At 62.6% G+C, this 22,677-nt stretch carries 24 protein-coding genes; 12 read left to right on the plus strand and 12 right to left on the minus strand.

Features of this window, described 5'->3' with window-relative positions:
* Positions 1-8: 8 nt before the first annotated feature.
* Entirely contained in the window at positions 9-884 is an 876-nt protein-coding gene (gene serB / locus ACTRWG_RS07440; RefSeq protein ID WP_027235743.1) for a phosphoserine phosphatase SerB, read from the minus strand.
* Between the two features lie 279 nt (positions 885-1,163).
* On the opposite strand from serB, the gene ACTRWG_RS07445 reads away from it, so the two are divergent.
* Both ACTRWG_RS07445 and serA read left to right on the plus strand, forming a co-directional pair.
* On the plus strand, positions 1,164-2,318 hold the full coding sequence (locus tag ACTRWG_RS07445; RefSeq protein ID WP_027235742.1) for a phosphoserine transaminase: 1,155 nt from the start codon (positions 1,164-1,166) through the stop codon (positions 2,316-2,318).
* 162 nt (positions 2,319-2,480) lie between these two features.
* Complete coding sequence (gene serA / locus ACTRWG_RS07450; RefSeq protein ID WP_027235741.1) at positions 2,481-4,076, plus strand: phosphoglycerate dehydrogenase; 1,596 nt, start codon at positions 2,481-2,483, stop codon at positions 4,074-4,076.
* Between the two features lie 51 nt (positions 4,077-4,127).
* On the opposite strand, the gene ACTRWG_RS07455 is transcribed toward serA, so the two are convergent.
* A complete protein-coding gene (locus ACTRWG_RS07455; RefSeq protein WP_027235740.1) occupies positions 4,128-4,526 on the minus strand; it encodes a hypothetical protein in 399 nt (132 codons plus the stop codon).
* A 154-nt stretch (positions 4,527-4,680) separates the two neighbouring features.
* Between ACTRWG_RS07455 and ACTRWG_RS07460 the strand changes: the two genes are divergently transcribed.
* Positions 4,681-5,409 carry a metallophosphoesterase family protein gene (locus ACTRWG_RS07460; protein ID WP_027235739.1) on the plus strand — a complete coding sequence of 243 codons (729 nt, stop codon included), beginning with the start codon at positions 4,681-4,683 and terminating at the stop codon, positions 5,407-5,409.
* 81 nt (positions 5,410-5,490) lie between these two features.
* On the opposite strand, the gene tdh is transcribed toward ACTRWG_RS07460, so the two are convergent.
* Together tdh and ACTRWG_RS07470 are read right to left on the minus strand one after the other, a co-directional pair.
* Positions 5,491-6,519 carry an L-threonine 3-dehydrogenase gene (gene tdh / locus ACTRWG_RS07465; protein WP_027235738.1) on the minus strand — a complete coding sequence of 343 codons (1,029 nt, stop codon included), beginning with the start codon at positions 6,517-6,519 and terminating at the stop codon, positions 5,491-5,493.
* Positions 6,520-6,536: 17 nt separating this feature from the next.
* Positions 6,537-7,736 (minus strand): glycine C-acetyltransferase, encoded by a 1,200-nt coding sequence (locus ACTRWG_RS07470; RefSeq protein WP_027235737.1) that lies wholly within the window; start codon positions 7,734-7,736, stop codon positions 6,537-6,539.
* 164 nt (positions 7,737-7,900) lie between these two features.
* Here ACTRWG_RS07470 and ACTRWG_RS07475 point away from each other — a divergent pair, with 164 nt between their 5' ends.
* Positions 7,901-8,302, plus strand: coding sequence for a VOC family protein (locus tag ACTRWG_RS07475; RefSeq protein WP_027235736.1), 402 nt, complete (start codon positions 7,901-7,903; stop codon positions 8,300-8,302).
* A gap of 64 nt (positions 8,303-8,366) precedes the next feature.
* Here ACTRWG_RS07475 and ACTRWG_RS07480 read toward each other — a convergent pair whose 3' ends face one another.
* Together ACTRWG_RS07480 and ACTRWG_RS07485 are read right to left on the minus strand one after the other, a co-directional pair.
* Positions 8,367-8,573: a cold-shock protein gene (locus ACTRWG_RS07480; protein ID WP_008554505.1), complete on the minus strand. Its 207-nt coding sequence runs from the start codon at positions 8,571-8,573 to the stop codon at positions 8,367-8,369.
* 283 nt (positions 8,574-8,856) lie between these two features.
* On the minus strand, positions 8,857-9,423 hold the full coding sequence (locus ACTRWG_RS07485; RefSeq protein WP_462829182.1) for a helix-turn-helix domain-containing protein: 567 nt from the start codon (positions 9,421-9,423) through the stop codon (positions 8,857-8,859).
* A gap of 192 nt (positions 9,424-9,615) precedes the next feature.
* Here ACTRWG_RS07485 and ACTRWG_RS07490 point away from each other — a divergent pair, with 192 nt between their 5' ends.
* A complete protein-coding gene (locus ACTRWG_RS07490; protein ID WP_462829183.1) occupies positions 9,616-10,791 on the plus strand; it encodes an acetyl-CoA C-acyltransferase family protein in 1,176 nt (391 codons plus the stop codon).
* A gap of 273 nt (positions 10,792-11,064) precedes the next feature.
* Entirely contained in the window at positions 11,065-11,436 is a 372-nt protein-coding gene (locus ACTRWG_RS07495; RefSeq protein ID WP_462829184.1) for a response regulator, read from the plus strand.
* A 579-nt stretch (positions 11,437-12,015) separates the two neighbouring features.
* On the opposite strand, the gene ACTRWG_RS07500 is transcribed toward ACTRWG_RS07495, so the two are convergent.
* The 3 genes from ACTRWG_RS07500 to ubiE form a co-directional block, all read right to left on the minus strand.
* Complete coding sequence (locus tag ACTRWG_RS07500; protein ID WP_462829185.1) at positions 12,016-12,414, minus strand: hypothetical protein; 399 nt, start codon at positions 12,412-12,414, stop codon at positions 12,016-12,018.
* Between the two features lie 253 nt (positions 12,415-12,667).
* Positions 12,668-14,197, minus strand: coding sequence for a 2-polyprenylphenol 6-hydroxylase (ubiB, locus tag ACTRWG_RS07505; RefSeq protein WP_462829186.1), 1,530 nt, complete (start codon positions 14,195-14,197; stop codon positions 12,668-12,670).
* Between the two features lie 3 nt (positions 14,198-14,200).
* Positions 14,201-14,953, minus strand: coding sequence for a bifunctional demethylmenaquinone methyltransferase/2-methoxy-6-polyprenyl-1,4-benzoquinol methylase UbiE (ubiE, locus tag ACTRWG_RS07510; protein ID WP_027235730.1), 753 nt, complete (start codon positions 14,951-14,953; stop codon positions 14,201-14,203).
* A gap of 86 nt (positions 14,954-15,039) precedes the next feature.
* Here ubiE and mutM point away from each other — a divergent pair, with 86 nt between their 5' ends.
* The 5 genes from mutM (at position 15,040) to rarD (ending at position 20,254) form a co-directional block, all read left to right on the plus strand.
* The gene (mutM, locus tag ACTRWG_RS07515) at positions 15,040-15,891 is read left to right on the plus strand and encodes a bifunctional DNA-formamidopyrimidine glycosylase/DNA-(apurinic or apyrimidinic site) lyase (RefSeq protein ID WP_027235729.1); all 852 of its coding nucleotides are present in this window, start codon (positions 15,040-15,042) and stop codon (positions 15,889-15,891) included.
* Positions 15,892-15,954: 63 nt separating this feature from the next.
* On the plus strand, positions 15,955-16,731 hold the full coding sequence (locus ACTRWG_RS07520) for an enoyl-CoA hydratase (protein ID WP_027235728.1): 777 nt from the start codon (positions 15,955-15,957) through the stop codon (positions 16,729-16,731).
* A gap of 211 nt (positions 16,732-16,942) precedes the next feature.
* The gene (rpsT, locus tag ACTRWG_RS07525; protein ID WP_019295144.1) at positions 16,943-17,206 is read left to right on the plus strand and encodes a 30S ribosomal protein S20; all 264 of its coding nucleotides are present in this window, start codon (positions 16,943-16,945) and stop codon (positions 17,204-17,206) included.
* Between the two features lie 547 nt (positions 17,207-17,753).
* Complete coding sequence (dnaA, locus tag ACTRWG_RS07530; protein ID WP_027235727.1) at positions 17,754-19,166, plus strand: chromosomal replication initiator protein DnaA; 1,413 nt, start codon at positions 17,754-17,756, stop codon at positions 19,164-19,166.
* Positions 19,167-19,351: 185 nt separating this feature from the next.
* Entirely contained in the window at positions 19,352-20,254 is a 903-nt protein-coding gene (gene rarD, locus ACTRWG_RS07535) for an EamA family transporter RarD (protein ID WP_027235726.1), read from the plus strand.
* 7 nt (positions 20,255-20,261) lie between these two features.
* Here the strand turns inward: rarD and ACTRWG_RS07540 are convergent, their stop codons facing one another.
* Positions 20,262-21,011: a phosphodiester glycosidase family protein gene (locus ACTRWG_RS07540; RefSeq protein WP_027235725.1), complete on the minus strand. Its 750-nt coding sequence runs from the start codon at positions 21,009-21,011 to the stop codon at positions 20,262-20,264.
* Positions 21,008-21,403, minus strand: a complete 396-nt coding sequence (rbfA, locus tag ACTRWG_RS07545) for a 30S ribosome-binding factor RbfA (RefSeq protein WP_027235724.1) — start codon at positions 21,401-21,403, stop codon at positions 21,008-21,010. Before rbfA ends, ACTRWG_RS07540 begins: the two co-directional genes overlap by 4 nt.
* 86 nt (positions 21,404-21,489) lie before the next feature.
* Here rbfA and dapB point away from each other — a divergent pair, with 86 nt between their 5' ends.
* A complete protein-coding gene (gene dapB, locus ACTRWG_RS07550; protein WP_027235723.1) occupies positions 21,490-22,299 on the plus strand; it encodes a 4-hydroxy-tetrahydrodipicolinate reductase in 810 nt (269 codons plus the stop codon).
* A 162-nt stretch (positions 22,300-22,461) separates the two neighbouring features.
* Here the strand turns inward: dapB and ACTRWG_RS07555 are convergent, their stop codons facing one another.
* The gene (locus ACTRWG_RS07555) at positions 22,462-22,653 is read right to left on the minus strand and encodes a DUF1674 domain-containing protein (protein WP_027235722.1); all 192 of its coding nucleotides are present in this window, start codon (positions 22,651-22,653) and stop codon (positions 22,462-22,464) included.
* Positions 22,654-22,677: the final 24 nt, after the last annotated feature.

The following is a 22,677-nucleotide window of genomic DNA, read 5'->3' on the forward strand; positions in this document are numbered from 1 at the left end:
GAGCGGTCTCAGCCTTGAAAATCGTCCTGGGAATAACCCTGGATATACAGCAGCGCCGTCAGGTCGCCGTGGTTGATCCGGATATCGCATTCCGCCGCAACCGAGGGCTTGGCGTGCAGCGCAACACCGGCGCCTGCGCGTTTCAGCATCCCCAGATCGTTGGCGCCGTCGCCCACCGCAATCACATCCGCCTCAGTGATCCCCAGCCGGGCCGTGATCTGCTCCAGCGCCTCCACCTTGGCCTCGCGGCCCAGGATCGGCCGCGCCGCTTCACCGGTCAGCCTGCCGCCTTCCGCCAGCAGAGTGTTGGCCCGGTTCTCGTCAAAACCCAGCTCCGCCGCGACGCGTGCGGTAAACGCCGTGAACCCGCCCGAGACCAGAGCCGCATAGGCGTCATTTGCCTTCATCACCGACAGCAGCTGCTTGCCGCCGGGCATCAGGGTGATGCGCTCCTCCAGAACCTTGGTGATCACCGTCTCCGGCAGCCCCTGCAGCAGGCCGACCCGCTCGATCAGCGCGCCCTCGAAATCCAACTCGCCGTTCATCGCCCGGGCGGTGATCTCCTTGACCCGCGCGCCGACGCCGGCCTCCTCGGCCAGTTCGTCGATGCACTCCTGCTGGATCATGGTCGAGTCCATGTCGGCCAGAAGCATCTTCTTCTTCCGGCCTTTCACCGGCTGGATCACCAGGTCCACACCCATCTGCTGCAGATCTTCCCAGACCGGCCAGCGGTTGTCCGGCATCTGCTCCAGCGCAAACTCGGCCGCCACACCCGGCGCCAGCCAGATGGCCTCGCCGCCGCCCCAGGCATTGCGCAGCGATTCGGGCAAGGCGGGCTCCAGCACCGGGCTGGCGGGATTGCAAAGCAGGCTGGCAACAAACATCGGCGGGCTCCGTTTCCTTTGGATACCCCTTGTCATAACGGGCCGCCGGGGCATCGGCCAGACGGCAAAAAGCCGTTCAAAACAGAGGCCGTCATAAGGAGCGGTCCTTTTCGCCGTTTCAGGGCGGCTGTTTCCGATGGTGGAAAATCATGTCGCAAAAAATGCACCAACAGCCGCATTCTGTTGAAATATTTGTTGCATGCCGCGCTGCAGCAGCCTAGCTCTGTACCCGGGACACCCCTCCCCAACGAGGGGCGCTTATCTGGAAGGGTAGCATTGATGGCTATTGCACAACCGGCATCGCGGCCGGCCAATCCGCGTTTTTCTTCGGGCCCTTGCGCCAAACCTCCCGTCTTTGATCTGTCAAAACTGTCCGGCGCGCCGCTGGGCCGCTCGCACCGCGCTGCCGTTGGCAAGGAGAAGCTGAAGGCGGCGATTGAAGGCACCCGGGAGATCCTGAATATTCCCGCAGGCTATAAAATCGGCATCGTGCCCGCCTCCGACACCGGCGCGGTTGAAATGGCGATGTGGAACCTGCTTGGCGCCCGCGGCACTGAGATGCTGGCCTGGGAAAGCTTCGGTTCCGGCTGGGTCACCGACGTTGTGAAACAGCTCAAGCTGGACGCCACCGTCAAAACCGCCGACTACGGCCAGATCGTCGACCTCGGCTCTGTCGACTTCACCAATGACGTTGTCTTCACCTGGAACGGCACCACCTCCGGCGTGCGCGTTCCCAACGGCGACTGGATCCCGGCGGACCGCGAAGGCCTCACCATCTGCGACGCGACCTCTGCGGCCTTTGCGCAGCACCTGCCCTGGGACAAACTGGATGTGACCACCTTCTCCTGGCAGAAGGTGCTGGGCGGCGAAGCGGCGCACGGAATGATCATCCTCAGCCCCCGCGCGGTGGAACGGCTGGAAAGCTACACCCCCGCCTGGCCGCTGCCCAAGATCTTCCGCCTGACCAAAGGCGGCAAGCTGATCGACGGCATTTTCCAGGGCGCCACCATCAACACGCCCTCGATGCTGGCGGTGGAGGATTACCTTCTGGCGCTCGACTGGGCGCGGTCCATCGGCGGTATGGAAGGTCTGCGCGAACGCGCCTATGCCAACCTGGCCGCGGTGCAAAGCTTTGTGCAGGACAACCCCTGGATCGCCTTCCTTGCGGAACAGCCGGAATACCGCTCCAACACTTCGGTCTGCCTCAAGTTCACCGACGAGCGCATCCAGGACGGCGCCGCCTTTGCCAAGGCTGTGGCCAAGCGTCTGGAAAACGAAGGCGTGGCCTATGACATCGGTGCCTACCGCGACGCGCCTCCGGGCCTGCGCATCTGGTGCGGCGGCACGGTTGAGGCCGCCGACGTGGCAGCCCTGATGCCTTGGATCAAATGGGCCTTTGAGGCCGAGATTGCCGCGCAAACCGAAGCGGCCTGAAGAATGGACTTGCCGGGGCGCTAGCCCCGGATCGCCCCCGACCCGCCCCCCCAGGGCGGGGGCGATTGCGCCCCCACCCCCGGACCGGGCGCGATCCTCATCTCTTCGGGGGAACTGTATCAACATCCGGCCATACCGGCCCCCGCATAAAGGACCACACACATGGCTCCCAAAGTACTCATCTCCGACAAACTGTCCGAGGCCGCCGTCCAGATCTTCCGCGACCGCGGCATTGACGTCGACTTCCTGCCCGACGTGGGCAAGGACAAGGAAAAACTGGCTGAAATCATCGGCCAGTACGACGGCCTCGCCATCCGCTCCGCCACCAAGGTGACGGAAAAGATCCTGGAGAACGCCGATAACCTCAAGGTGATCGGCCGCGCCGGCATCGGCACCGACAACATCGACAAAGAAGCTGCCTCCAAGCGCGGCGTCATTGTGATGAACACCCCCTTCGGCAACATGATCACCACCGCCGAACACGCCATCGCCATGATGTTCGCGGTTGCCCGCCAGCTGCCGGAGGCCTCCGCCTCCACTCATGCCGGCAAATGGGAAAAGTCCAAGTTCATGGGGGTTGAGCTGACCGCCAAGACCCTGGGTGTGATCGGCGCCGGCAACATCGGTGGCATCGTCTGCGACCGCGCCCGCGGCCTCAAAATGAAGGTGGTTGCTTATGACCCCTACCTGAGCACCGAAAAGGCCGACAAGATGGGCGTCGAAAAGGTGGAGCTGGATGAGCTGCTGGCGCGCGCCGACTTCATCACCCTGCATGTGCCGCTGACCGACCAGACCCGCAACATCCTCTCTAAGGAAAACCTGGAGAAGACCAAGAAGGGCGTGCGCATCATCAACTGCGCCCGCGGCGGCCTGGTGGATGAGGCAGCGCTGGCGGAGCTGCTGACCTCCGGCCATGCGGCAGGCGCCGCCTTTGACGTGTTCTCGGAGGAGCCGGCCAAGGAAAACGCGCTGTTCGGCCTGCCCAACGTGGTCTGCACCCCGCACCTGGGCGCCGCCACCACCGAGGCGCAGGAAAACGTCGCCCTTCAGGTGGCCGAGCAGATGTCCAACTACCTGCTGACCGGCGCCGTTGAAAACGCGCTCAACATGCCGAGCGTCACCGCCGAGGAAGCCAAGGTCATGGGCCCCTGGATCAAGCTGGCCGACCACCTCGGCAGCTTCGTCGGCCAGATGACCGATGAACCGATCAAGGCGATCAACATCCTCTATGACGGCGTCGCGGCGGGCATGAACCTGGACGCGCTGAACTGCGCGGTCATCGCGGGCATCATGAAACGTTCCAACCCCGAGGTGAACCTGGTCTCCGCCCCGGTGGTCGCCAAGGAGCGCGGTGTCCAGATCTCCACCACCAACCAGGACAAGTCCGGCGCCTTTGACGGCTACATCAAGGTGACCGCGGTCACCTCCAAGCGCGAGCGCTCTGTGGCGGGCACCGTGTTCTCCGACGGCAAGCCGCGGTTCATCCAGATCAAGGGCATCAACATCGAGGCGGATGTGGGAGCGCATATGCTCTACACCACCAACGAGGACGTGCCCGGTATCATCGGCACCCTGGGCCACACTCTGGGCGACAATGGCGTCAACATCGCCAACTTCACCCTGGGCCGCTCCGAGGCCGGCGGTGAGGCCATTGCGCTGCTCTACGTGGATGAGCCCGTCCCGGCTGAGATCCGCGCCAAGCTTGCCGAAACCGGCCTGTTCAACCAGATCAAGCCGCTGGAGTTCGACGTCGTCTGACGATGCTGGCTTAAGACCGCAGAAGCCCCCGCCACTGCCGCGGGGGCTTTTTCAATGCCCCTTCCGACGCGCTAACAACGCCCTTTCGGGCCGGTGCCGCAGCACAACCGCGGCAAAGAGCAGCATCGACAGCAGTGCCGCTACCGATCCCGCCTGCGCCATCGTCTCACCGCGCTCCTGGATGGCCAGCGGAATGCCCGGCACAAGCAGCACCAGCGCCAGCGATGCCGTTGCCAGATGCAGCCGCGGCAGCACGCCACCGGCTGCCGCCGGCAGCAGGTGGTAATAAAACGCATAGATCGAACAGCTGACCCAGCCCAGCAGGTTCAGATGCCCATGCGCCGGCGACAGCAGGTGGTCCTGGCTCGCCGACATCTGGATGCCCCAGACCATGCCGCCAAGCGCCGAAACCACCGCCGCCAGCATGAACCACCGCGCAACTCCGACCATGACCAACCCTCCCGGCTCTGACTGTCTGCAAGTGTCTTGCCCGATAACATGCAGCGCCAGTGCCGGATTGCCAGCCGCCCGCCTGTTTTCCCGGGGTTGAGCCTGCCGCCGCAATACGCCATCAATCCGCCACACCCCGCAGCAAGGAGCCGCCATGACCGCCCCCCTTTACGCCATCGGCGACATCCACGGCCAGCTGGAGATGCTGGAACAAACGCTGGCCTTGATCGAGGCCGACGGCGGCCCGGGCGCCCGCATCGTCTTTCTCGGCGATTACACGGACCGCGGCCCCGACAGCCGCGGGGTGATCGACCGGCTGATTGCCGGCCAGGAACAGGGCAGGGACTGGATCTGTCTCAAGGGCAACCACGACCGGATGTTTGAATGGTTCCTGGAGGAGACACCCCGCCACGACCCGCATCTGCTGATCGGTTACCATTGGCTGCATGAGCGGATCGGCGGAGTTGAGACGTTGGCCAGCTACGGGCTGACATTCGAAGACCGCACCCGGCTCGACGATCTGCACGCCCGGACCAAGGAAGTGATTCCGGCGCGGCACGCCGAATTCCTGCGCAGCCTTCCTGCTCTGCACGAGACGCCGGAGCTAGCCTTTGTGCACGCCGGGATACGTCCCGGAGTGCCTCTTGCCCAGCAGCATGAGGACGACCTGGTCTGGATCCGGCAGCCGTTCCACGACCACACCGGCCCCCATCCGAAGCTGGTCGTGCATGGCCACACACCAGTGGAGAAGCCCAGCCACTATGGCAACCGCGTCAATCTCGACAGCGGCGCCGGCTATGGCCGCCCGCTCACCGCTGCGGTGTTCGAGGGCAGCGACTGCTGGCTGCTGACAGACGCGGGCCGCCAGCCACTGACACCCTGACTCTTCCCCTGTTCATCTGGCTGAAAATACCCTGGGGGTGAGGCCGCAAGGCTGAGGGGGCAAAGCCCCCTCAAACAGCCCTCATGTCCAGTTCAGCACAACCTTGCCGCTGGACCCGGATTTCATCGCCGCAAACCCTGCGGCAAAATCATCCACTCCAAACCGGTGGGTGATCACCCGGCTCACATCCAGGCCGTTCTGCAGCATGGCGATCATCTTGTACCAGGTCTCGAACATCTCGCGCCCGTAGACGCCTTTGATGGTGATCGCCTTGAACACAATGCGTGACCAATCGACCGGAGATTTCCCCGGCGGAATGCCCAAGAGGGCAATCTTGCCGCCCATCACCAGCGCCTCCACCATCTGATCCAGCGCCGCCTGGCTGCCGGACATCTCCAGCCCGACGTCAAAGCCCTGCTTCATGCCCAGCTCTTGAATCACATCCTGCAGCTCTTCCTTGGACACATCCACCGTGCGCACCGCCGGCACCACATGCGCGGCCAGCGTCAAACGGTCCGGGTTGATGTCGGTGATTACCACATGCCGCGCGCCGGCATGTTTCGCCACCGCCGCCGCCATAATGCCAATCGGGCCGGCCCCGGTGATCAGCACATCCTCCCCCAAAAGATCAAAGCTCAGCGCCGTGTGCACCGCATTGCCCAGCGGGTCGAGAATGGCGCCGATCTCGTCCGGAATATCATCCGGCAGCGGCACCACGTTGAAAGCCGGCAGCTTCAGATACTGGGCAAAGGCGCCCTGCTCATTCACCCCGATGCCGCGGGTGCCGGGGTCCAGGTGGAACTTGCCGGCACGGCTCTGGCGCGAATCCGTCTTGATCAGATGCCCCTCGCCGGAACAGCGCTGGCCCACCGCCAGATCGGTGACATTACGCCCGATCTCGACAATCTCGCCCGCAAACTCGTGCCCGGTGATCATCGGCACCGGCACGGTGTGGGCGGCCCATTCGTCCCAGTTCCAGATATGGATGTCAGTACCGCAGATGCCGGTCTTCTTCACCTTGATCAGCACCTCGTCCGGGCCGATCTCCGGCACCGGCGCCTGCACCATCCACAGGCCTTCCTCGGGGCGGCTCTTCTCCAGCGCCTTCATCGTGTTCGGACGGTTCATCAGATCACCCCCAGTTCCCTGCCCACCTTGCCAAAGGCCGCCAGCGCCCGGTCCAGCTCCTCTCGCGTCAGCGCCGCATTCATCTGTGTCCGGATCCGCGCCTGGCCGCGCGGCACCACCGGGAAGAAGAAGCCGGAGACATAGACGCCCTCGTCAAACAGTTTTGCCGCCATATCCTGCGCCAGCTGCGCTTCGCCCAGCATCACCGGGATGATCGGATGCTCACCCGGCAGCAAGTCAAAGCCCAGCTTTTCCAGCCCCGCACGCCAATATTTCGCATTTTCGAACAACTGCGCCCGCAGATCGTCCCCTTTCTCCACTAGCCGGATCGCCTCCAGCCCGGCAGCAACAATCGATGGCGGCAGCGAATTGGAGAACAAATAGGGCCGCGCCCGCTGCCGCAGCAGGTCGATCACTGGCTGCGGCCCGGCGATATAACCGCCGATGGCCCCCCCAAGTGCTTTGCCCAATGTCCCTGTGACGATATCCACGTCCACCCCGAAATGCTCCGGCGTGCCCGCACCCGTCGCGCCCATAAAGCCGGTGGCGTGGCAGTCATCCACCATGACGATGGCATCATATTTGTCCGCCAACGCCCGGATCTCCGGCAGCTTCGCCAGATAGCCGTCCATTGAGAACACGCCGTCCGTGGCGATCATGATATGCCGCGCGCCGTCCTCGCGCGCCTGCTTCAGCCAGGCCTCCAGGTCGTTCATGTCGCTGTTCAGGTAACGGTAGCGTTTGGCCTTGCACAGCCGGATGCCGTCGATGATCGAGGCATGGTTCAGGCTGTCCGAGATGATCGCATCCTCCGGCCCCAAGAGCGGCTCAAACAACCCGCCGTTGGCGTCGAAACAGGCGGCAAACAGGATCGCGTCATCCTTGCCGAGGAACTTCGCCAGGCGGCTTTCCAGCTCCCGGTGAATGTCCTGGGTACCGCAGATGAACCGGACCGAGGCCATGCCGAACCCTTTCGGCTCCATCGCGTCCTTGGCGGCCTTGATCAGGGCAGGGTGGTCGGCCAGACCCAGATAGTTGTTGGCGCACAGGTTGATAACCTGACGGTTGCCGCCAGCACCATTCTGAACGGTGATCTCGCCCCCCTGCGGGGAGGTGATCATTCGCTCGCGCTTGTACAGCCCCTCAGCCTCGATCTGGGCCAGCGTGTTGGAGATGTCGGTCAGAAAAGCAGTGGACATGCGCAAACTCCTTTGGTGTCTCGAGTCGCGTGTCTATCATAGCGGATACGTTTCCGGAATACAGGATTTCAGGATTGCGGAAAAATATCCGTGAAACTGGACGCGGCCGGTGAAATTCTGCCAAGCCGGACTATCTGCCACCGGAACCAGGGAGGATTGCAGACATGGCAAGGGTGACGGGAATTGGCGGTGTATTCATCAAAGCGCGCGGCGACGCCAAGGCGCTGGCGGCGTGGTACCGGGATCACCTGGGGCTGGCGCTGGAGGATTTCGGCGGGGCCGTTCTCAACTGGCAGGACGACACGGCAGAGGACGGCGGCCTCACCGTCTGGGCCACTGCCGATCCGGACGGCACCTGGTTTGCCCCCAGCGCCGCCACCTTCATGATAAATTACCGCGTCGACGACATGGACGGGATGATCGCGCAGCTGACCGCGGCAGGCATCCCCATCCTGCAAGGGCCGCAAACCCATGAAAACGGCCGCTTTGCCTGGATGATGGACCCTGAGGGCAACAAGGTGGAGCTGTGGGAGCCCAAGCTTTGGGACGAAAACAACAAAGGCTGACAGCCCAAATGAAAACGCGGCCCCTTTTCAGGGGCCGCGCTTACGATCTGCAATGCTGCGTGGCTTATGCCAGCTGCAGGTTCACCGCCGACTCGCGGCCGTCACGGCCTGCTTCGATGTCGAAGGTGACTTTCTGGTTGTCCGCCAGGCCGGTCAGGCCGGAACGCTCAACGGCGGAAATGTGCACGAACACATCCTTGCTGCCGCCGTCGGGTGCGATGAAGCCGAAGCCTTTGGTGGTGTTGAACCATTTTACGGTGCCAGTGGCCATATCCGTAGTCTCCTAATAATTGCTGCCCGCGGAAGTGCGGCAGCCTGGCGTAGTCGGTCTGGATCGAGAGACTGAAAACGCCGCAGAGCGGGAGACAGTGGATCGACAAGAATAACGTAAGCGGACCACATATGGGCCGTAGTCCCGAGTCGTTCAAGGGCTTTGTTCGTAAAAGACCCGATAAGGGGCTTTCCCGCCGATGCAGGCTTCCAAACAGCTGGTACGGTTTCCCGCTAAGGATTTTGCAAGTCCTGTCTGAACTTAGTCGCGGAAAAAGCCCCAGTCAGGCATTCTTCACGATCAAAAACACCCGCGCGGGCCCCTCGGGGGCGGTGATCGAATGGGCGACATCAGCAGCATACCGGGCGGTGTCGCCGGACTGCAGCTGGTCCTTGGCATTGCCGGAACTCACCGCGATCTCGCCCTCCAGCACCGTCAGCTGCTCCACCGCGCCGCGGGTGTGGGGCTGGCTGATCAGCGCCCCGTCCCGGTCAAACCGGATGTCATAAACCTCATGCCCGCCGGCTTCTTCCGGCGGCGACAGGATGCGGATGCGGCAGCCCTGGCCCATGTTCTCAATCTTGGGCACGTCCGCAGCGCGCAGCACTTCGATCCGGTCCTGCATGTCGCCTGCTTCCAGCAGCCCGGCGAAATCCACCTGCAACGCGCGGGTCAGGTTCCACAGCGTGGCAATGGTGGGGGAGCTTTCGCCGCGCTCGATCTGGCTCACCATCGAACGGCTGACGCCCGACAGGTTGGCAACCGCCTCCAGGCTCAGGCCCTGGGCGCGGCGGGCCTCTTTCAGCCGGGCGGGCAGCAGGGTCAGGATATCGTCTGTGTTTTCCGTCATGACGGATTCTCTGCGCCGATGAGGCTGATTTGTCAAATGCTCCGGCAAGCGGCGATGCTGCGCCGCGGCGGTGCACAGGGGGTGTACAGGGGGTGCACGGAGGGTGCCGCTGCGCTGCGGTGACGGTACGTACCGGCAGACAGATCAATGCTGCGGGTGCATGATAGGGCAAATCTGACGAGGAGAAAGAGTATGACTGACATCGTGATCCTGGACGGCGCCCGCACCGCCATCGGCACTTTTGGCGGCGCGCTGGCGGGCACTGCGCCGATCGACCTGGCAACAACCGTCTCCAAGGCGGCGCTGGAACGCTCCGGCGTCGAGGGCGGCCAAATCGGCCATGTGGTCTTTGGCCACATCATCAACACCGAGCCGCGCGACATGTACCTGAGCCGGGTTGCCGCGATGCAGGCCGGGGTGCCGGATGTGGTCCCGGCGATGAACGTGAACCGTCTGTGCGGCTCGGGCGTCCAGGCGATTGTCTCATCTTATCAGTCGCTTGCAATGGGAGATGCGGAGTTTGCGCTGGCCGGCGGCGCCGAGAACATGTCGCGCAGCCCTTACATCCTCCAGCAAAGCCGCTGGGGCGCGAAGATGGGGGACGTGAAATCGCTCGACATGATGCTGGGCGCGCTGAACTGCCCCTTCGGCACCGGTCATATGGGGGTGACGGCAGAGAATGTGGCGGAAGAGCATGACATCACCCGCGCACAGATGGATGAATTTGCCCTCACCAGCCAGACCCGCGCGGCGGCCGCGATCGAGGCCGGCTATTTCCAGAGCCAGATCACCCCGGTCGAGGTGAAGGTGAAACGCTACCTGGTGCCGTTTGAAGTGGACGAGCACCCCAAGGCCACCACCCCTGAGGCGCTGGCGGGATTGAGGGCGGTGTTCCAGAAGGACGGCCGGGTAACTGCCGGAAATGCCAGCGGAATCAACGACGGCGCGGCGGCCATGGTGCTGGCCACCGCTGCCGCGGCAGAGAAAGCCGGACTGAAGCCCAAGGCGCGGATTCTGGGCTATGCCCATGCCGGTGTACGCCCCGAGGTGATGGGCATCGGCCCGGTTCCTGCGGTTCGCAGCCTATTGGCGAAAACCGGTCTGTCGGCTGGTGATTTCGACGTGATCGAATCCAACGAAGCCTTCGCCGCGCAGGCGCTGGCCGTGAACAAGGAGCTGGGTCTGGACCCCGCCAAGGTGAACCCCAACGGCGGTGCTATCGCACTGGGCCATCCTGTGGGGGCGACCGGCGCCATTATCACATTGAAAACACTATACGAACTGGAGCGGACCGGTGGCTCGAAGGGGCTGATCACGATGTGCATCGGCGGCGGTCAGGGCATTGCCCTGGCGATCGAGCGGCTCTGAGGTCAAGCGCGGCAGGGGGTGGTTTCCTTACAAGCCCCCCTGCCTGGGCCACACTGATTTTACGAAGAAGTAACGCGGTTTGCATAGGCAAGGAGAGCAACTTTAAGTAGAAAAATTTATCCCGTTGGAACGCTTGGCGATTCACTGTGAATTCGAGAATTATCTTCTGAAATCACCTGACGGGGTTAAGAGAACGGCCGTGAATACGCCAAAATAGCGTGATCCCGGCAGCAGCTTTTGCCGGTGCAGGGTACTAAAGTGACAGCCAAAGTTTTGCTTCTGGAGGACGACGCCGACGTCCGCTTCACTTTCAGCATGGCGTTCCAGGAAGCCGGATATGATGTGACGGCCGTCACCACCTGCAGCGAGGCCATTTCTGCATTGACCGAGTTGCCGCTCGACGTGCTGGTGCTGGACCTGATGATAGGGGAGGAGTTGACCTTGCCGGTGGCTGATTACGCCGCCCTGCTGCGTCCGGACATCCCGGTGGTTTGTATCACCGGCAGCCGGCTGTTCTCCGGCGGCGAATTGTTCACCCTCAGCCGCAATATCCGCTGGGTGCTGCGAAAACCGGTCAACCTTTCCGATCTCCTTAGCATGGTCGATCATGTGACCGGAAGGGTTGCCGCCAGGGCGGCTGGCTGACTCCTGCGGCCTTGCCCGCTTCGGCATCAATGGTGAGTTTGCAAGAGTGGCGGCGGCAGGTCTCGGCGCCTCTTGACGTTCAGCGATCTCGGCATGCAGGCTCGTATTTCGCTTTGTCGCTGATGTGGTCCAGAACCTCGATGTTATCGCCATTGCGGGTGCAGGTGTTATCATTCAGGACAACAGAACGGGCCAGCGGCAGGTTTGCATAGGCGGCTTGTTCGGGTGCTGCCCTGTGGCAGGCTTTCGAAAGCCGAGGGGGCTCAGAGGTCTCTCCAGTCGCGCGTACAGCGTGCGGATTTGTTCCGGGTGGCGGAAAAAGCGGGTGAGAGAAATGAGCAAGTCGCGGCGGAGTGCTTCGATTGCGTCACCGCTGGAACGGCAGTAATCGACGTATTGCCCGTAGTCGTCGATACCCAGTGCCGGTATCCACGGGCCGATGCGGGGGATCAGAGTGTCGCTCTCCTACTTGTCAATCAGGGTGGGGGGCAGCAGGTTGCCAAAGAGCCCGGTTAACTTGCTGGGGTCATCCACGGCCAGGCACAGCCGCTCCAGGTCGCGCGGCTAGGAGTAGACGTTCTAGGACCATTCAACGATCTGGGGCGTTAGCGTCAAGTTAATGCAGCCGGTTTCAGTCGCAAAACCTGGCATGCCGCCACATTTCGCTGTGCCGTGGCCCTGCGCGATGGTGACGCTGCCATGACGGGCCATGCCAGCCTGCGACGCGGTGATCGGCACCTTGCGTAGCGAGCCCGGCGCGGTAGCGAGGTTACTGACGCTCTGCTTCCTGCCTTTTGCACATTTGTATTCCGCGCCAAGCGCCGGAAATTGTTCGGGCTTCATGCATTGCGTGGGCTCATCGTTTCCTAAAAGCAGGACTTGCCACGGATGTCTCATTGCCTGGTCCCATGCTGGTGCGGCTGGAACCAGAAACAGGCATTTGGCCGCAGGATCTTGTGATGCAACGATCTGGCTCAATCTCAACCATGCAAAACTGCGATAACGGAAGAGGCGGTCAGTCCAAACCTGCTGCCTTCCTTCTGGTCAGCCTGCGAAAACCGCACACGGGAGCCGCATGGCCTGGGCGGGTGTGCCAATGAAGCCCGCCAAAACAAGCCGTCCGCGAACGGCCAAGAGGGGGCGGAGCGCCGCCCCTCTTGGCCTGAGGTCAATCCACGTCCTGGGCAATTCTGACCAGAAAGAAGCGCGGTGCAGCTATTGGCGGCGGAACTTAGATCAGCAGGGCAACGGCCGCAAAGAAGGCGGCACCGCTAGCGGCGCCCAAGGCCGCTGGCGCGACCCAACTGCTGGCGCTGCGGTTCTGGGTGCCGTTCTGCGCCGCCTGGGCAATGAGCGCTTGTTCCACCAGCGCAGGCAGGCGCGGGCCAAAACGCGCCATCACCTTGGCCGTTTCCAGCAGGTCAGAAGCTACTGCCCGCGGGCCGATGGATTTCTTGATGTAGTCCTCAACCACCGGCCGGGCCGCTTCCCAGATGTTGATATGCGGGTCCAGCGAACGGGCGACGCCCTCGACCACCACCATGGTGCGCTGCAGGAGGATCAGCTCGGTGCGGGTTTCCATACCGAAGCGTTCGGTCACCTCGAACAGGTAGTTCAGCAGTCGGCCCATCGAAATTTGCGAGGCATCCATGCCGAAGATCGGCTCTCCCACGGCGCGAAGGGCCCGCGCGAATTCGTCGACGTCGCGGTTCGCAGGCACATAGCCGGCCTCGAAATGCACCTCGGCCACGCGCTTGTAGTCGCGTTTGATGAAGCCATAGAGGATCTCGGCATAAACCCGGCGGGTGTATTCGTCGATGTGGCCCATAATGCCGAAGTCATAGGCGATGATATCGCCGTTGGCGGCGACCTTAAGGTTGCCCTGATGCATGTCGGCGTGGAAGAAGCCGTCGCGCAGCGCATGGCGCAGGAACAGCGACAGCACCCGGTTGGCCAGCAGCCTGCGGTCGTGGCCTGCGGCATCCAGCGCGTCGTTGTCGCCAAGCGGGATACCGTCGGCCCAGCCCATCGTCATCACCCGGCGGGCGGAATAGGCCCAGCGGATCTCCGGCAGCTGGAAGCCTTCGTCCTTGGCGGTGTTGGCGGCGAATTCCGAGGCTGCGGCGCTTTCCAGCCGCAGGTCCAGTTCGCCCTGCACCACGCCGTCGAAATGCTCAATCACATCCATTGGCTTCAGGCGCCGGGCGCCGGGGGCAAAGAGGTCGACGATGCGTGCGGCAAAGTAGAAGGCATCGACGTCGCGGTTGAAGGCACGCTCGATGCCGGGGCGCAACACCTTGACGGCAACCTCTTCGCCTGTTTCCGCCAGCGTTGCACGGTGAACCTGGGCGATCGAGGCGGCGGCTATCGGGTCGCTGAAGTCGGAGAAAATCTCGGAGACGGGACGGCCCAGTTCCTTTTCCACCTCGGCCAGCGCCTGGGCGCGGGAAAACGGTGGCAGCTTGTCCTGCAGCACCCGCAGCTGGTTGGCTAGATCTTTGCCCACCACATCGGGCCGCGTCGAAAGCACCTGTCCGAATTTGATATAGGCAGGCCCCAGCGCGTTCAGCGCTCGGGTTTCCGGCGGCATCGCAGGGTCGCCCTTGTAGCCCAGCCATTTGAACGGCCAGCCCAGGGTGCGGGCCAGAATGCGCAGCGGCTTGGGCGCCTCGAACGCCTCCAGCACCGAGTGCATGGCGCCGGTTCGCTCGAAAGTGGCGCCTGTGCGGATCAGGCGCAGAATATTATGGGGTCCGCGCATGGGTCAGATCTTCCAGCCGGAATGCAGGCAAGCGATGCCCATCGACAGGTTGCGGTATTTGGCATTCCCGAACCCTGCCTGTTTCACCATGCCCAGAAAGGTTTCCTGATCCGGGAAGTTGCGGATCGATTCCACCAGGTACTGGTAGCTGTCGTAATCCCCCGCAATCATCTGCCCCATCCGCGGGATCACGTTGAAGGAATAGAGATCATAAAGCTTCTGCAGCCCGTCGTTCGGCAGTTGCGAGAACTCCAGCACCATCAGCCGTCCGCCGGGGCGCAGCACCCGGTAGGCCTCGTTCAGGGCCTCCTGCGGCCGGGTCACGTTCCGGATGCCGAAGGAGATGGTGTAGACGTCGAAGGTGTTGTCCTTGAACGGCAGCTTCATCGCGTCGCCGGTGACCCAGTCGAGGCTGTCGGCCATCTGCTCGGCTTCGGCGCGCTTGCGGCCTTCCTCCAGCATCGGGCGGGTGAGGTCGAGCACGGTGGAATGGCCATGGCCTGCGCGCTTCAGGAAGCGGAAGGAAATGTCGCCGGTGCCGCCTGCCACATCCAAGAGCCGCTGGCCGGGCCGCGGTGCCAGCCAGTCCATCATCGCGTCCTTCCAGACCCGGTGGATGCCGACGCTCATCACATCGTTCATGATGTCATATTTTGAGGCGACCGAATTGAAGACCCCCTGCACGCGGCCGGCCTTTTCTTCCTCGCGGACGGTTTCGAACCCGAAATGGGTGGTGTTGTCGCTGGTGTTGCTCATAGGGCTTGCCGTTTGCTGAATTCCGCCCTTGTTATAAGGCGCTGTGGGGCAGGCACAATGCGGCCCGTTGGTTCAGGAGGGGTGTAATGCCAGAATTGCCCGAGGTCGAGACGGTGAAACGCGGTTTGGCGCCTGCGATGGAGGGGGCGGTGATTGCGCGGGCGCAGGTGAACCGCCCGGACCTGCGCTGGCCGTTTCCTCCTGCGATGGCCGAGCGGCTGACCGGTGCGCGGGTGAATGCTCTTAGGCGGCGATCTAAATACATACTGGCCGACCTGGATACCGGCGAGACGCTGCTGATCCATCTGGGGATGTCCGGACGGATGACGGTGTCAGGCGATCCGCTGGGACAGTTCACGCATGAGCATCCGCAAGCGGAGAAGCATGACCATGTGGTGCTGGACATGGACAATGGCGCCCGCATCACCTTTAACGACCCGCGCCGGTTCGGGGCGATGGATCTGCTGGAGACTGCCGCCGCCGAATCCCACAAGCTGCTGGCGGTGCTGGGGCCGGAACCCTTGGGAAATGACTTCCACGAGGATCACCTGGTTGCCGCCTTCAAGGGGCGCAACACGCCGGTGAAATCCGCATTACTGGATCAGGGAATCATCGCGGGCCTTGGTAACATCTATGTCTGCGAAGCCCTGTTCCGCGCGGGAATTTCGCCACGCCGCAAGGCCGGGCAGATTGCCGCGCATCGGGTGGCAGCACTGGTGCCGATCATCCGGCAGGTGCTTCAGGATGCCATTCGCGCGGGCGGATCGTCGCTCAGGGATTTCAGGCAAGCCTCTGGCGAACTTGGATATTTCCAGCACAGCTTTGATGCCTACGGACGCGAGGGCGAACCCTGCCGGAGGGAAGGTTGCGCAGGGTCAATTGCCAGAATCACCCAATCGGGGCGCTCCACGTTCTACTGTGTAAAGTGCCAAAGATAGCTTGATCAAAGGGACCCTTTTGGTAAGGACTCAGGACTGAACGGAACAACCGAAAGAGAAATCATGGCCTACGAGACGATCAACGTCGATGTGCAGGACCACGTTTGCCTCATTAAACTGAACCGCCCGGAGGCGATGAACGCGCTCAACAAGGAGCTTATTGGCGAGCTCTGCGATGCTCTGGAAGAGGCTGATGCCAGCGACAAGGTGCGCTGCATCGTGCTGACCGGCTCGGAAAAGGCCTTTGCCGCCGGTGCCGACATCAAGGAGATGTCGGAGATGAGCTTTACCGAAGTGTTTTCCACCAACCTGTTTGCCGATGCCAACGACCGGATCTCGGCTATCCGCAAGCCGATCATCGCGGCGGTCGCCGGTTATGCGCTGGGCGGCGGCTGTGAGCTGGCGATGCTGTGCGATTTCATCATCGCCGCGGAAACCGCTAAGTTCGGCCAGCCTGAGATCAACCTGGGTGTCGTGGCTGGTATCGGCGGTACCCAGCGTCTGACCCGGTACGTGGGCAAGTCCAAGTCGATGGACATGAACCTGACCGGCCGCTTTATGAACGCCGAGGAAGCTGAGCGCGCGGGCCTGGTGTCGCGCGTGGTGCCGCCCAAGAAGCTGATTGAGGAAGCGACTGCCGCAGCGCAGAAGATCGCCGAGAAATCGCTGCTGACAGCGATGGCCGTCAAGGAAGCGGTGAACCGCTCCTACGAGCTGCCCCTGAATGAAGGCCTCTTGTTCGAGCGCCGGGTGTTCCACTCGATGTTTGCCACCGAAGACCAGAAAGAAGGCATGGCGGCCTTCCTGGAGAAGCGCGAAGCGCAGTTCCGCGACAAGTAAGCGCCAGACGAACCCATAGAGCGGCGGGCTGGATGGCCCGCCGTCTTGCATTCCGGGCCGGTGCCCTTGCAATTCTGCACAGAGTTGGATAAACGCCGCCCTCATACATGCGCGTGCAGCCCGCTCAGGCTAGAATCACACCGGTGTTCCGACCCGGGTTTGGCTGGCATTGCGTCCGATTGAAACAGAACCCGAGATAAGGTCAGACATCATGGCAAATTCGCCCCAGGCCAAGAAGCGCGCACGTCAGAACGAAAAGCGCTTTGCCGTTAACAAAGCCCGTCGTTCGCGCATCCGCACCTTCCTGCGTAAAGTTGAAGAAGCCATCGCTTCCGGCGACAAAGAAGCTGCAACCGCAGCTCTGCGCGCTGCTCAGCCCGAACTGATGCGCGGCGTCACTAAGGGTGTGTATCACAAAAACACCGCTTCCCGGAAAATCTCGCGCCTGTCCGCACGCGTGAAGGCACTGGCCTGAGATTCGCTCTGCTGAGCAGGCTCACGAGCTGTTGAAAAGTCGTCAGGGCGCTGCAAATTGCAGCGCCTTGTTTTTTGGGCAAAGCCTTGGCTGGTTGCCGCTGGTGCAGGAGATTCTTTGCGGCCAAAGGCAGAGTCAACATCATAGTTTCGTTGCTGCTGACCCCCTCAAATTGCTACCACTGTGTCAGCGATTCACTCGCTGGGGGGACAGGCTGCTTGCGGCAATCTTGACGGGCATCAAGGTTGCCAGGTTTCCCGGAACAGACGGCACACATGTGTCTGGCTCTGTCCGGGATCTACTGCTGTATCGTTAAGGACAGCAGCCTTGTCTCAATTGTGTGCGATACTGTTCGTGACGGCAGCTTAACCGCTTTTTGCGGCGGGTTTTGCTGTTTCCAGACGAACGTTTAGCCTTCGGGCGATGCGGCCAGCAATGGTCCGCACACGGTAACTCTGTGCGTGAACGGCCCCCGGGTGGTTGGGGGTTACGATGGAATTGGCCCGGCTAAGGGGCCGCTGCTTTTTGGGGACGCGTGAGGCGCAGCATGACAGAAGAAAAATGGGGACAGCTCAGAAACCGGCTGTTGAAGACGGTTGGCCAGAACAACTTCACCACGTGGATTGAGCCGCTGGAGTTCGACACAGTCGACGGTGGGGTGGCCGTCTTCAAAGTGCCGACGAATTTCATGGGAAATTACGTCAGTCAGAACTTTGCGGACCTTATCCTGCATGAGCTGACCATGTCCGGCGAGCCGGTGCAGCGCCTGGCGTTCCGGGTTGCGGCAAACAGCCCGGCGCGCCCGGCGGAACCGGCCGTGGCGGCTGAGTCCTTCGGCGGGGCGCAGGATGATCTGGCTGTCATGACCGCACGGGCGGCGGCACCGGCAGCGGCGGCAGGAAAGGACACGCTGGAGGCGCTGCAGGCGGCACCGCTGGACCCGCGGTTCACTTTCGACAGCTTCGTGGTCGGCAAGCCGAACGAACTGGCGCATGCGGCAGCGCGCCGTGTCGGCGAGGGCGGCCCTGTCACCTTCAACCCGCTGGTTCTGTATGGCGGCGTGGGCCTGGGTAAAACCCACCTGATGCACGCCATCGCCTGGGAACTGAAGGAAAAGAACCCGCATCTGAACGTGCTGTATCTGTCGGCGGAACAGTTCATGTACCGCTTTGTGCAGGCCCTGCGCGAGCGCAAGATGATGGACTTTAAGCATCTGTTCCGCTCGGTCGATGTGCTGATGGTGGATGACGTTCAGTTCATCGCAGGCAAGGATTCCACCCAGGAAGAATTCTTCCACACCTTCAACGCGCTGGTGGACCAGAACAAGCAGATCATCATTTCCGCCGACCGCGCCCCGGGCGAAATCAAGGATCTGGAAGACCGGGTGAAATCGCGCCTGCAGTGCGGCCTGGTGGTGGACCTGCACCCGACCGACTACGAACTGCGTCTGGGCATTCTGCAGACCAAGGTGCAGCAGCAACGCGAGACCTATCCGGACCTGCGCATCGCCGACGGCGTGCTGGAGTTCCTGGCACACCGAATCTCGACCAACGTGCGGGTTCTCGAAGGCGCGCTGACCCGGCTGTTCGCGTTTGCGTCGCTGGTCGGCCGCGAGATCGACATGGATCTGACCCAGGACTGTCTGGCGGATGTGCTGCGCGCCTCCGAGCGTAAGATCACGGTCGAGGAAATCCAGCGCAAGGTGTCCGAGTATTACAACATCCGGATGTCCGACATCATCGGCCCCAAGCGCCTGCGCTCCTATGCGCGTCCGCGTCAGGTGGCGATGTACCTGTGCAAACAGCTGACCAGCCGCTCTCTGCCCGAGATCGGCCGCCGCTTTGGCGGGCGCGACCACACCACCGTCATGCATGGCGTCAAGCGCATCGAGGAGCTGAAGACGACCGACGGCCAGATCGCCGAGGACGTCGAAATGCTGCGCCGCTCGCTGGAAGCCTGACGTGCGCGCATAGCTGAAACTGCAAACCCCAAATTGCACTGCGGTCCCGGTTTCCGGGGCCGTTTTTTCTTTTGCCCGCGGCCGCCACGGTAACCCATAACGGCGGTGAATGCCGGGTATCACAGAAAACGAAGTTTCAAGCCGTGCAAAACCGGTCATAACAGCGCCCTGCACAGGAGCGCGGCATGACACGGCAAACCTCTGAAAACATGGACACGCCCCGCGGGCTGGCCTTTGCCAGCACCGCTTATCTCATGTGGGGGTTCCTGCCGCTCTACATGAAAGCTCTCTCTCATATCCCAGCTGCGGAGATTGTCACCCACCGGGTGATCTGGGCGGTGCCGGTGGCAGGTGCGCTGTTGATCGTCCTGCGCCGGACCAAGGATTTGCAGGCCGCACTCAAGAACCCCCGGATGCTGGGTATGGCCTGCATCACCGCAGCGCTGATTTCTGTGAACTGGGGGATCTATGTCTGGTCGATTGCGGCCGGACGGGCGCTGGACGCGGCGCTTGGCTATTACATCAATCCGCTGTTCAGTATCGCCCTGGGCGCACTCTTGCTGCGCGAGCCGCTCAGCAAGGCGCAACTGGCGGCGGTGGCGCTGGCTGCGGGAGCAGTGGTTTTGCTGACTCTGGACGCGGGAAGGGTGCCTTGGGTGGCGGTGGGCCTCACGCTGACCTGGGGATTTTATGCCTTCTTTAAGAAGTCGCTGCCGATTGGCCCCAACCAAGGGTTCCTGCTGGAGGCGCTGATTCTCCTGCCTCCGGCCTTGGGCTATTTTGTTTACCTGACCGTGACGGGCGCCGGCAGTTTCGGCGGCTCGGCTTTTGATACGTCCATGCTCTTGGGCTGCGGCGTGGTCACGGCTGTGCCGCTCATCGTCTATGCCAACGGGGCCAAGCTGGTGCGCTTGTCCACCATCGGCATCCTGCAATACATCGCGCCGACGATGATCTTCCTTATGGCAGTTCTGGTGTTCGGAGAGGAGTTCGGCCAAGCCCGGATGATCGCTTTCCCGATGATCTGGGCCGCCCTGGTGATCTATACCGTGCCGATGGTGCAGCAGATTCGCAAGCGCCCCGGCTGAGGAGTGCTTATCCTCCGGCCGGTGTGTCCTCGACCACGCCCACGATCGGCCCCATCATGAACCCGGCATCACTGCGGCCCAGCTCAGGCGCGTGCAGGCGCGAGATATTGCCATCGAAGTACAGCGCATTGGGCAGCTTCAGGTGATCCCGGAACAGGCTGCCGAACTGGTGAAATGTCACCGCATTGCGCGAGATTGCAAAAACCGCGCGGGTGCCATCCGCTGACGTGCCCACTCCGTTGCGGATATAGTAGCTGTCCGAATCGGGCAGGAAACGCGGGTGCAGCTCGCCGTCAATCACCAGCATGGGACCGGACTGGGTGGCATAGGCGCAGCCGGGTTGTGCCTGTTCAAAAGCCAGGGTTTCGAACACATCCGCCCGGCCGTCTCGGATACACAGCACACCGTTTGGCAGCAGGCCGAAATTTCCGGGACCGGCATTGGTCACCAGCCGCATCTCCTCGCCGTCTTCATCGACGTACAATCCCACGGGCGAGCGGTCGCTGTGGTACATCCCCGCATTGGTCGCAAAGGCCAGCGTCTTGCCGTCTTCCGCCAGCGTTTCTTCCAGGGTAGAGAAATGGCCATAGACCTGGCCTTCGCCATCGCGCAGGAACAGCCGCAGCTGTTCCTTGGCGGCGTTAATCTGGCAGAGTGTGTACCGGCTGCCCTCATAGGCTATATCGCTGCATTCGACCGCCCCGGCCGCCGGGGCGGTCCCAAGCGCTGCCAGCAGAAAGGCAGCCTTGCGGATCACTCTTCCACGTCGCGGCGCACCGCGTCCTGGTTCAGCATCCGGCGGGTTTCGTCCATCTGGTCGAAGGTCTCGTCCAGCCGGAACCGCAGATCCGGAGTGAACTTCAACCCCAGCTTCTTGCCGACCATCCGGCGCAGCTCGCTCTTGTTGCGGGCCAGAAGCTTCAGCACATCTTCCTGCCCCTTGCCGCCCAAGGGCAGCACAAAGGCGGTGGCGATTTTCAGATCGGGTGAGGTGCGCACCTCTCCCACAGTGATCGACATGCGGTTCAGGTCCGGATCATGCACATCGCCGCGCGCCAGCACCTCAGACAGGGTGCGGCGGATCAGTTCGCCGACGCGAAGCTGGCGCTGGGACGGGCCGGGGCCATCGTGGAATTTGTTCTTTGCCATATTCCCGATCTATGCCGGATCGCGGGCTTTGCCAAGCGCTGCCCGGCGCTGTAGGACAAAACAAGCTTGAACAAGGGAATTGGCCAATGACTCACAAACCTGGGATCGTGATTACCGGCGCATCGGGCCGCATGGGGCAGATGCTGATCAGGACGGTGCTGGAAAGCGGCAAGGCCACGCTGGTCGGGGCGGTAGAGCGCGAGGGGCATGAGTGGGTCGGCCGCGACGTGGGTGAGATGATGGGCGGCCAGGCCGTTGGCGTCACCGTGACCGCCGATGCGCTGGAGGCGTTTTCCAAGGCGCAGGCCGTGATAGACTTCACCGCGCCGGAAGCGACGCTGGCCTTTTCCAAGCTGGCAGCCCAGGCCCGCGCAGTTCATGTGATCGGCACCACAGGCATGACGGATGATCAGATCGCACAGCTGGAACCGGCCTCCCGCCACGCGGTGATCATCCGCGCCGGCAACATGAGCCTCGGCGTGAACCTCTTGGTGCAATTGACCAAGAAGGTCGCCGCCGCGCTGGATGAGGATTTCGACATTGAGGTAATCGAGGCGCATCACCACCATAAGGTGGACGCGCCTTCCGGCACCGCGCTGATGCTGGGCGAAGCCGCCGCCGAGGGCCGCGGTGTAAGGCTGGCGGATGTGCGCGATTCCGGCCGCGACGGTATCACCGGAGCCCGCAATCGCGGCGACATCGGCTTCACCGCCATTCGTGGCGGCGACATCGTCGGTGAGCACGACGTTCTGTTTGCCGCGGCAGGCGAGCGGATCGTGCTGCGCCACCTGGCCACCGACCGCGCCATCTTTGCCCGCGGTGCGCTGAAGGCGGCACTTTGGGGCCAGGACAAGGGGCCGGGCCAGTACGACATGGTGGATGTGCTGGGTCTGTGACGTCTGAGAGACTGCCCTGACGGGCCGATTCCTCTCCTCTCGTCGGCAAAGCCGCCTGCCGGGCAGCGGGCAGGAGTATTTGGAGAAAGATGAAAGAACGGCGGTTCATTCATCTTTCCAGAAATACTCTGGCGGTGCGGGGGCTGGCCCCCGCTGCGAGACCTAAAAATCGATGGCGATGCCCTTTTTCTCCCAGTCGCCATAGCGTGCAGGGTCGGGGCCGTCCCGGCCCCCCAGCTCCTTGGGGCGCGGTTCCTGCGCTTCGGCGGCCTTGCGGCGCTCTTCGGCTTCGGCCAGCGCGCGCAGGGCGGCGGGGGGCAGGTCTTTCTTTCCGGGGGCGGTCTCTTCGCTCATCGCGGGTTCCTTTATGCTGCGCCC

It is taken from the genome of Leisingera sp. G5_S3_59_S7, from assembly GCF_054968485.1.

Excerpts from the sequence above, each read along its gene's own strand:
- serB (WP_027235743.1), bottom strand. The coding sequence starts at position 884 with ATGTTTGTTGCCAGCCTGCTTTGCAATCCCGCCAGCCCGGTGCTGGAG.
- ACTRWG_RS07445 (WP_027235742.1), top strand. The coding sequence starts at position 1,164 with ATGGCTATTGCACAACCGGCATCGCGGCCGGCCAATCCGCGTTTTTCT.
- serA (WP_027235741.1), top strand. The coding sequence starts at position 2,481 with ATGGCTCCCAAAGTACTCATCTCCGACAAACTGTCCGAGGCCGCCGTC.
- ACTRWG_RS07455 (WP_027235740.1), bottom strand. The coding sequence starts at position 4,526 with ATGGTCGGAGTTGCGCGGTGGTTCATGCTGGCGGCGGTGGTTTCGGCG.
- ACTRWG_RS07460 (WP_027235739.1), top strand. The coding sequence starts at position 4,681 with ATGACCGCCCCCCTTTACGCCATCGGCGACATCCACGGCCAGCTGGAG.
- tdh (WP_027235738.1), bottom strand. The coding sequence starts at position 6,519 with ATGAAGGCGCTGGAGAAGAGCCGCCCCGAGGAAGGCCTGTGGATGGTG.
- ACTRWG_RS07470 (WP_027235737.1), bottom strand. The coding sequence starts at position 7,736 with ATGTCCACTGCTTTTCTGACCGACATCTCCAACACGCTGGCCCAGATC.
- ACTRWG_RS07475 (WP_027235736.1), top strand. The coding sequence starts at position 7,901 with ATGGCAAGGGTGACGGGAATTGGCGGTGTATTCATCAAAGCGCGCGGC.
- ACTRWG_RS07480 (WP_008554505.1), bottom strand. The coding sequence starts at position 8,573 with ATGGCCACTGGCACCGTAAAATGGTTCAACACCACCAAAGGCTTCGGC.
- ACTRWG_RS07485 (WP_462829182.1), bottom strand. The coding sequence starts at position 9,423 with ATGACGGAAAACACAGACGATATCCTGACCCTGCTGCCCGCCCGGCTG.
- ACTRWG_RS07490 (WP_462829183.1), top strand. The coding sequence starts at position 9,616 with ATGACTGACATCGTGATCCTGGACGGCGCCCGCACCGCCATCGGCACT.
- ubiB (WP_462829186.1), bottom strand. The coding sequence starts at position 14,197 with ATGCGCGGACCCCATAATATTCTGCGCCTGATCCGCACAGGCGCCACT.
- ubiE (WP_027235730.1), bottom strand. The coding sequence starts at position 14,953 with ATGAGCAACACCAGCGACAACACCACCCATTTCGGGTTCGAAACCGTC.
- mutM (WP_027235729.1), top strand. The coding sequence starts at position 15,040 with ATGCCAGAATTGCCCGAGGTCGAGACGGTGAAACGCGGTTTGGCGCCT.
- ACTRWG_RS07520 (WP_027235728.1), top strand. The coding sequence starts at position 15,955 with ATGGCCTACGAGACGATCAACGTCGATGTGCAGGACCACGTTTGCCTC.
- rpsT (WP_019295144.1), top strand. The coding sequence starts at position 16,943 with ATGGCAAATTCGCCCCAGGCCAAGAAGCGCGCACGTCAGAACGAAAAG.
- dnaA (WP_027235727.1), top strand. The coding sequence starts at position 17,754 with ATGACAGAAGAAAAATGGGGACAGCTCAGAAACCGGCTGTTGAAGACG.
- rarD (WP_027235726.1), top strand. The coding sequence starts at position 19,352 with ATGACACGGCAAACCTCTGAAAACATGGACACGCCCCGCGGGCTGGCC.
- rbfA (WP_027235724.1), bottom strand. The coding sequence starts at position 21,403 with ATGGCAAAGAACAAATTCCACGATGGCCCCGGCCCGTCCCAGCGCCAG.
- dapB (WP_027235723.1), top strand. The coding sequence starts at position 21,490 with ATGACTCACAAACCTGGGATCGTGATTACCGGCGCATCGGGCCGCATG.
- ACTRWG_RS07555 (WP_027235722.1), bottom strand. The coding sequence starts at position 22,653 with ATGAGCGAAGAGACCGCCCCCGGAAAGAAAGACCTGCCCCCCGCCGCC.